Source organism: Mycobacterium sp. P4_H6 (assembly GCF_056400845.1).
Genome location: NZ_JBFUKN010000084.1, coordinates 19,947 through 27,139, shown reverse-complemented (window position 1 = coordinate 27,139; position 7,193 = coordinate 19,947). Strand labels below are relative to the sequence as shown.

The 7,193-nt window shown below is 68.4% G+C and carries 7 protein-coding genes; 2 read left to right on the top strand and 5 right to left on the bottom strand.

What is annotated here, in order from left to right:
- A partial coding sequence (locus tag AC1DTF_RS25980) for a molybdopterin-dependent oxidoreductase (RefSeq protein WP_477476165.1) occupies positions 1–1,490 on the bottom strand: 1,490 nt, incomplete at its 3' end.
- A gap of 133 nt (positions 1,491–1,623) precedes the next feature.
- On the opposite strand from AC1DTF_RS25980, the gene AC1DTF_RS25975 reads away from it, so the two are divergent.
- Complete coding sequence (locus AC1DTF_RS25975) at positions 1,624–2,148, top strand: TetR/AcrR family transcriptional regulator (RefSeq protein WP_477476164.1); 525 nt, start codon at positions 1,624–1,626, stop codon at positions 2,146–2,148.
- On the opposite strand, the gene AC1DTF_RS25970 is transcribed toward AC1DTF_RS25975, so the two are convergent.
- Together AC1DTF_RS25970 and AC1DTF_RS25965 are read right to left on the bottom strand one after the other, a co-directional pair.
- Entirely contained in the window at positions 2,123–2,791 is a 669-nt protein-coding gene (locus AC1DTF_RS25970) for an enoyl-CoA hydratase-related protein (protein WP_477476163.1), read from the bottom strand. The two genes, AC1DTF_RS25975 and AC1DTF_RS25970, sit on opposite strands and share 26 nt — an antisense overlap.
- Positions 2,788–3,396 carry a TetR/AcrR family transcriptional regulator gene (locus tag AC1DTF_RS25965; RefSeq protein ID WP_477476162.1) on the bottom strand — a complete coding sequence of 203 codons (609 nt, stop codon included), beginning with the start codon at positions 3,394–3,396 and terminating at the stop codon, positions 2,788–2,790. The genes AC1DTF_RS25970 and AC1DTF_RS25965 overlap by 4 nt, the downstream gene beginning before the upstream one ends.
- A gap of 80 nt (positions 3,397–3,476) precedes the next feature.
- On the opposite strand from AC1DTF_RS25965, the gene AC1DTF_RS25960 reads away from it, so the two are divergent.
- Positions 3,477–4,418 carry a DUF808 domain-containing protein gene (locus AC1DTF_RS25960; RefSeq protein ID WP_477476161.1) on the top strand — a complete coding sequence of 314 codons (942 nt, stop codon included), beginning with the start codon at positions 3,477–3,479 and terminating at the stop codon, positions 4,416–4,418.
- 67 nt (positions 4,419–4,485) lie between these two features.
- Here the strand turns inward: AC1DTF_RS25960 and katG are convergent, their stop codons facing one another.
- Together katG and AC1DTF_RS25950 are read right to left on the bottom strand one after the other, a co-directional pair.
- Complete coding sequence (gene katG / locus AC1DTF_RS25955; RefSeq protein WP_477476160.1) at positions 4,486–6,705, bottom strand: catalase/peroxidase HPI; 2,220 nt, start codon at positions 6,703–6,705, stop codon at positions 4,486–4,488.
- 35 nt (positions 6,706–6,740) lie between these two features.
- Positions 6,741–7,151: a Fur family transcriptional regulator gene (locus AC1DTF_RS25950; protein WP_442928751.1), complete on the bottom strand. Its 411-nt coding sequence runs from the start codon at positions 7,149–7,151 to the stop codon at positions 6,741–6,743.
- Positions 7,152–7,193: the final 42 nt, after the last annotated feature.

Here is a 7,193-nt window from a genome sequence, read left to right as displayed (position 1 = left end):
GTGCACAGGCCGGTCAGCCGGATCAGGATCTCCCATTCCTCGGGCCGGTCCGGGTCCTCGGGCACGAACACCGGCGCCGAATAGTTGGCGACGCTGTTGACCGCGAACTGCAGGATCAGATCGTCATGGTGCGGCTGCTCCAGCGGGGAGAGGCCGGGCAGGATGACATCGGCGTGCCGCGTGGTTTCGTTGAGCCACAGGTCAACCGAGATCATCGCGTCCAGGCCCGGCAGCGCCGCATCGAGGCGGTGCCCACCCGGCGTGGACAGCACCGGGTTACCGGCCACCGTGATGAGCGCCCTGATCTGGCCCTCCCCCGGTGTGGCGATCTCCTCGGCCAGACACGACACCGGCACCTGCCCCAGCACTTCCTTCGCGCCGCGCACCCGGGTGCGGAAACGCCCGAACTCGGGCACCCCGTCCTCGAGGCCGGGCAGCGGCTGAGTGGTGATGGACCAGGCGGTCGGTTGCGGGAACATCAGGCCGCCGCGGGTGTCGAAATGCCCGGTGAGGATGTTGACGACATCCACCAGCCAGCTGGCCAGACTGCCGAACTCCTGATTGCACAACCCGATCCGGCCATACACCACGGCGCGCGGGGTGGCGGCGAGCTCGCGCGCCAGGCCCCGGATACGGTCCGCAGAGATTCCGGTGACCGCCGCCACCCGCTCAGGGGTCCAGTCCGCGGCGACCTGCGCCATGGTGGCGAGGCCGTCCACATGGGGGGCGGCAGAACCGAGGTCGACGAGGTTCTCGGCGAACAAGGTGTGCACGACGGCAAGCAGGAACGCCGCATCGGTGCCGGGCCGGATTGCCAGCCATTCGTCGGCGCGGGCCGCGGTCATGGTGCGCACCGGGTCGATGACGATCACCTTGCCGCGCTCACGGATACCGTCGATGATTCCCATGACGTCCGGGGCGGCCATCAACGATCCCTGCGAGGCAGCGGGATTGGCGCCCATCACCACGAACAGGTCGGTGTGCTGGATATCGGGCACCGGCACCGACCACCACCCGCCGTACATCAGGTGCGAGGTCAGGTTCTTCGGCCATTGGTCGACGGTGCCCGGCGAATAGGTCAGCGGGATACCGGACATGCCCAGCAGGATGCCCGCGTAGCGGGCCAGCGAGAACGAATGCGCCAGCGGGTTACCGGTATAGGCGGTGACCGCCCCGATGCCGTGTTCGGCGATGACCGGCGCCAGCAGTTGGGTGCACCGCCGGAACGCCACCTCCCAGCTGACCTCCTGCCACTGGCCGTCCACCTTGATCATCGGTCGCCGGATACGGTCCGGGTCCTCGTGCACGGCGCCGAGGGTGGCGCCCTTCGGGCAGATGTGTCCGTGGCTCCAGGTGTCGTCCGGGTTGCCGCGGATCCCGGCGACCTTGCCCTCTGCGACGTGAATGTCCAGGCCGCACATGGCTTCACACAGCGGACAGGTGTAGAGGTGATGGCCGTCGGCACCGACGGGGGCCAGATCGAGATTCATGGTGGGCCTCACTCATCCGGGTTTGTTGTGACAGACTGTATCGACAAATCCGGGTGGGGAGGCCAAAATCAGCGAGACAGCGTCGCGCCACCGCAGGCAGGGCTCACGCCGCGACCCGGCCATCGATACCGCGGTGCTGGCCGCGACCCGCACCCTGCTGGTCGAGCGCGGCTACGCCGCCACCACCATCGACCTGATCGCGTCGACGGCCGGGGTGAGCAGGCCCGCGGTGTACCGGCGCTGGCGCTCGAAGGCCGCGCTGGTGCACGAGGCGGTCTTCCCCGATCTGGGCCCGGACACGCCCGCGGACGATTTCGTCGCCGAGATCACCCGGTTGTGCCGCGGTGCGATCCGGATGTACGCCGATCCGGCGGTGCGGGAATCGATTCCGGGCCTGCTCGCCGATCTACGCGCCGACCGTTCGATGCGCCGGGTGATCAGTGACCGGCTGGAGGCGACCGCACGGCACGACCTGGCCGATCGGGTGTCCGCGGCGGTGGCGAACGGGGTGGCCCGCCAGGTCGACGCCGACACCGTGATGGACGTGATCGCCGGCGGCGCCTGGTACGCGGTGTGCGTGCGGCGGGTCACCGATGCCGACGCCGCAGCCGGTCAGTTGTCCGACCTGGTGCTCAACGGGGTGCTGCGGCGGCCGTGAGTGTCTCGGCGGCCGGGCCGAACATCGTCGTCTTGATCGCCCCGAGGGTGCCCGGGTCCTTTCCGGCCAAGGGCCGCAACAGATCCAGCGCGGCGGTGGTGACCGCTCCCTCGTCGGCGACGGCGTCCACGATCCCGTAGGCCTGGGCGTCCGGCGCGCCGAACCGGCGTGCGGTGGTCATCGAGGCGACGGCCGCCTGCGGTGTCAGCTTCGCCTGGATCAGTGCGGCCATGCCGGGGGTGAAGGGAATCCGGATGTCGGCCTCGGGGAAACAGAAGTATCCGCGGTCGGTCCGCATCACCCGGAAGTCGTGGGCGGTGGCGAGCATCGCCCCGGCGCCGAAGGCGTGCCCGACGATGGCGGCAACCGTGGGGATGGGAAGCGTGAGCACGCGCGCCAGCAGCGTCTGCACCTGCCCGACGTACCACTGGGTCTGGTCGCCGTGGGCGGCCAGCCAGTCCAGGTCCAGACCGTTGGTGTAGAACTTGCCGGTCGCCGTGGTGACCAGGCCGGTTGCCCCGTCGGCCAACACCTGATCGAGCCGTGCGTGCACGGTCTCCAGGAAGTCGGGGGTGAAGCGGTTCTCGTCGTCGCCGAGGGTCAGGACGGCGATACCGTCCACCTGGTCCAGAGTTGGTGTCATCGGTGTTTTTCCTTTCGTGGTGCGGGTCCGGTCTCGAGCACCGCACGCACCGCAGCACCCAGCTGTACACGAGCGGTCGGGTCGTGCAGCCGGTTGCGGCTGAGCAGGAGGGCGGTCGGCAGATCGACGATGCAGGCGGTGATGGTGTCGACCGCGGCGGCGTCGCGGCGGTCCCACAGCTGCTCGGCGAGTTCGGTCATCACCTTCACCAGCAGGGCGTCCAGTCCGAGCAGCTCGGCGGCGAGCTGCTCGGACAGTTCGGGTCCGAGGATCTCCTCGCGCCGCACCGTGAGAACCAGCCGCGCCGATTCGGGGTGGTGTTCGGCGAAAGCACCGGGTGCCTGAGCGGCGGCCACCACGGCCTCGACGCCGGCGGCGCTGCCGACAGCTGCGCGCTGCGTGGCCAGGAACCGGGTTCCTGCCCGTAGCCAGGCGCGACCCATCAGCTCCGAGCGTGACGAGAAATTATGGTAGAGGGCGCCATTGGACACTCCGGCGGCCGTCGCCACGGCTCGCACCGTCACCGCCGCGGGACCCTGGGCGGCCACCAGGGACTCCACCGCGTCGAGCACGGTGTCCAGGTCGTACACGCGGGGGCGGGGCACCGCACGACCGTAACAGAGCAGTTGCTCTGTTACAAAAGGCGGGTACGCACAGCTGTCCTGCACCGGCTAGCCTTCGGTACATGAGCGCAGGACTGTTCGCACTCCTCGATGATGTTGCCGTCCTGGCCCGCCTGGCCGCCGCGTCGATCGACGACATCGGCGCCGCGGCGGGCAAGGCCACGGTCAAGGCCGCCGGAGTGGTCATCGATGACACCGCCGTGACACCGCAATATGTGCAGGGCATCAGCGCCTCCCGCGAGCTGCCGATGATCAAGCGCATTGCCATCGGATCGCTGCGCAACAAGCTGGTGTTCATCCTCCCGGCGGCGCTGTTGCTCAGCATCTTCGCGCCGTGGGCGCTGCCCTATCTGCTCATGGCGGGCGCGACGTTCCTCTGCTTCGAGGGCGCCGAGAAGGTGTGGGGTTGGATTTCCGGTCACGACGCCCACGCCACACCCGTGGCGGTGGCCGGTGAGGACGCCGAGAAGACGATGACCTCGGGCGCCATCCGCACCGACTTCATCCTGTCCGCCGAGATCATGGTCATCGCGCTCAACGAGGTGGCCGACCAGACGTTCTGGCTGCGCCTGGCCAGCCTGATCGTCGTCGCCATCGTCATCACGGCGGCGGTGTACGGCGTCGTCGCGCTGATCGTGAAGATGGACGACGCCGGCCTGGCGCTCGCGCAGCGGTCCTCGGCGTTCGCCCAGAAGCTGGGCCGCGGCCTGGTCGCCGCGATGCCCAAGGTGCTCTCGGCGCTGTCGATCATCGGCACCGTCGCGATGCTGTGGGTCGGCGGGCACATCCTGCTCGCGCAGAGCTACGAGGCCGGTCTGCGGCCGCCGTACGACCTGGTGCACGACGCCGAACACTGGGTGTCGCACGCCGTAGGCGTCGCCGAGGGCGGGGTGGGCTGGCTGGTCAACACCGGGATCTCGGCGGTCGTCGGTCTGGTGATCGGCGCCATCGTCGCAGCGATCGTGCACGTGCTCCCGTTCGGCAAGAAGAAGGCCGCGCACTGACTTTCCCCGCCGAAACCACATCCAGGCCGGCCCCCCGAAGGGAACCGGCCTGGAATGAGGGCTGCAGTTAGTTCAGATCGAATCGGTCGGCGTCGGCCAGCTTGGCCCACACGGCGATGAAGTCCTTGACGAACTTCTCCTCCGAACCATTCTCGGCGTACACCTCGGCCCACGCCCGCAGCTGCGAGTTGGAGCCGAACACCAGATCGTTGCGGGTACCGGTGTACTTCTGCGTTCCGGTGGCCCGCTCGGTGCCGACGTAGGTGCCGTCGTCAGCCGAAGAGGGCTCCCACTTGATGCCCTGATCGAGCAGGTTGACGAAGAAGTCGTTCGTCAACGCGCCCGGTTTGGCGGTGAACACGCCGTGCTGGGAACCACCGAAGTTGGTGTCCAGCACCCGCAGGCCACCCACGAGCGCGGTGAGCTCCGGGCCCGAGACGTCGAGCAGGTTGGCACGGTCGATCAGGTAGTACTCCGCGGGCAGACGCAGACCCTTGCCCAGGAAGTTACGGAAGCCGTCGACCTTGGGCTCCAGGTAGGAGAACGACTCGACGTCGGTCTGCTCCTGGGTGGCGTCGCCGCGGCCGGAGGTGAACGGCACCGTCACGTCGTGACCGGCGGCCTTGGCCGCGGTCTCGACACCGACGTTGCCGGCCAGCACGACCAGGTCGGCGAAGGACACGTCGACGCCGGCCGAGGCCTGGATCTCCTCGAGCTTGGCGATCACCTGAGCCAGCTCGTCGGGCTCGTTGACCTCCCAGCCCAACTGCGGCTGCAGACGCAGACGGCCACCGTTGGCACCGCCGCGCTTGTCGCTCTCACGGAAGGTCGAGATGGCCTTCCACGCGGTCGAAACCAGCTGCGAGACAGTCAGACCCGAAGCGGAGATGGCGCTCTTGAGCGTCGCCACGTCGGCGTCGGACAGCGTCTTGCCCGCCGGGATCAGGTCCTGCCAGAGCCAGGTGTCCTTGGGCACCTCGGGTCCGAGGTAACGCGCCACCGGGCCCAGGTCGCGGTGCAGCAACTTGAACCAGGCCTTGGCGAACTCCTGCGCCAGCTCCTCGGGATGATCCAGCCAGCGGCGGGTGATCTTCTCGTAGGACGGGTCAACGCGCAGCGCCAGATCGGAGGTCAGCATGGACGGGTGGGTGCGGCCCTTGAGGTCCGCGGTCGGCACCGAGTTCGCCCAGCCGCCGTCCTTGGGACGCCACTGGTTGGCCCCGGCCGGGCTCTTGAACAGCTCCCACTCGTTGCCGTACAGGATCTCCAGGAAGCTGTTGTCCCACTTGGTCGGGGTGTGGGTCCAGATGACCTCCAGGCCACTGCTGACGGCGTCCATGCCGACGCCGGTGCCCTGCGGGTTGTGCCAGCCCAGGCCCTGCAGTTCCAGGGGTGCCGCCTCGGGCTCGGGACCGACGAGCTCGGCGTCACCGTTGCCGTGGGTCTTGCCGAAGGTGTGGCCGCCGACGATCAGTGCCGCGGTCTCGATATCGTTCATCGCCATCCGGCCGAACGTGTCGCGGATGTCTGCCGCCGAGGACAGCGGATCCGAATTGCCGCCCGGGCCTTCGGGGTTCACGTAGATCAGGCCCATCTGGACCGCGGCCAGCGGGTTCTCCAGATCGCGCTCACCGGTGTAGCGCTTGTCGTCGAGCCATTCCAGCTCGGGACCCCAGTAGACGTCCTCCTCCGGCTCCCAGCGGTCCTCGCGACCGAATGCGAAACCGGCGGTGCGGAAGCCCATGTCCTCCAGCGCGACGTTGCCTGCGTAGACCAGCAGGTCGGCCCAGGAGAGGTTCTTGCCGTACTTCTGCTTGACCGGCCACAGCAGGCGGCGGGCCTTGTCCAGGCTGACGTTGTCGGGCCAGCTGTTCAGCGGGGCGAAACGCTGCATACCGGTGCCACCACCGCCGCGTCCGTCCTGCACGCGGTAGGTGCCGGCGGCGTGCCAGGTCATGCGGATGAAGAACGGGCCGTAATGGCCGAAGTCGGAGGGCCACCATTCCTGCGAGGTGTGCATCACGTCGATGATGTCGGCGCGCACCGCGTCGACGTCCAGCGACTGCACCGCGGTGGCGTAATCGAAGTCCGCGCCCAGCGGGTTGATCACGTCGGGGTTCTTCTGCAGGATCTTCAGGTTGAGCTGGTCGGGCCACCAGTCACGGTTGCTGCCACCGGCCACCGGCGGCTTGACCTTGCCGAAACCGGCCGGGCAGCCACCCTCGGTCTGATCGGTCTGAGCCTCGCCGATCGGCGGGCTGTCTTCGATGGGTCGATCCTCAGGCACTGTGTAGATCCTTCCGGGGCTGTCGGACTGGTTGGTTACTTCGAAACGCTCTGTGCGGTGATGCAATCGGGGCACAGGCCCCAGTAGATGACTTCGGCCTCATCGATGGCGAACCCGAGATCATCGGAGGCGGTCAGGCAGGGGGCTTCCCCGACCGCGCAGTCGACGTCGGCGATGACCCCACACGTTCGGCACACGACGTGATGGTGGTTGTCCCCGACACGTGACTCATAGCGCGCCACGGAACCGGACGGTTGGATGCGGCGCACCAGGCCGGCGGCAGTCAGCGCGTTGAGCGAGTCATAGACGGTCTGGTGCGACACCTCGGGCAATTCCGCGCGTACCGCGCGAATGACCGAGTCCGTATCGGCGTGCGGATGCCGGGAAACGGCGCCGAGCACCGCCACCCGGGGACGGGTCACGCGCAGCGAGGCTCCCCGCAGCATCTGCTGAAAGTCCGCTGTCGTGTCCACGCTGCGAGTCTGTCC

What these genes read in the sequence shown, in the direction of transcription:
- AC1DTF_RS25970 (WP_477476163.1), bottom strand. Translation starts at nt 2,791, where the DNA reads ATGACACCAACTCTGGACCAGGTGGACGGTATCGCCGTCCTGACCCTC.
- AC1DTF_RS25960 (WP_477476161.1), top strand. Translation starts at nt 3,477, where the DNA reads ATGAGCGCAGGACTGTTCGCACTCCTCGATGATGTTGCCGTCCTGGCC.
- AC1DTF_RS25950 (WP_442928751.1), bottom strand. Translation starts at nt 7,151, where the DNA reads ATGCTGCGGGGAGCCTCGCTGCGCGTGACCCGTCCCCGGGTGGCGGTG.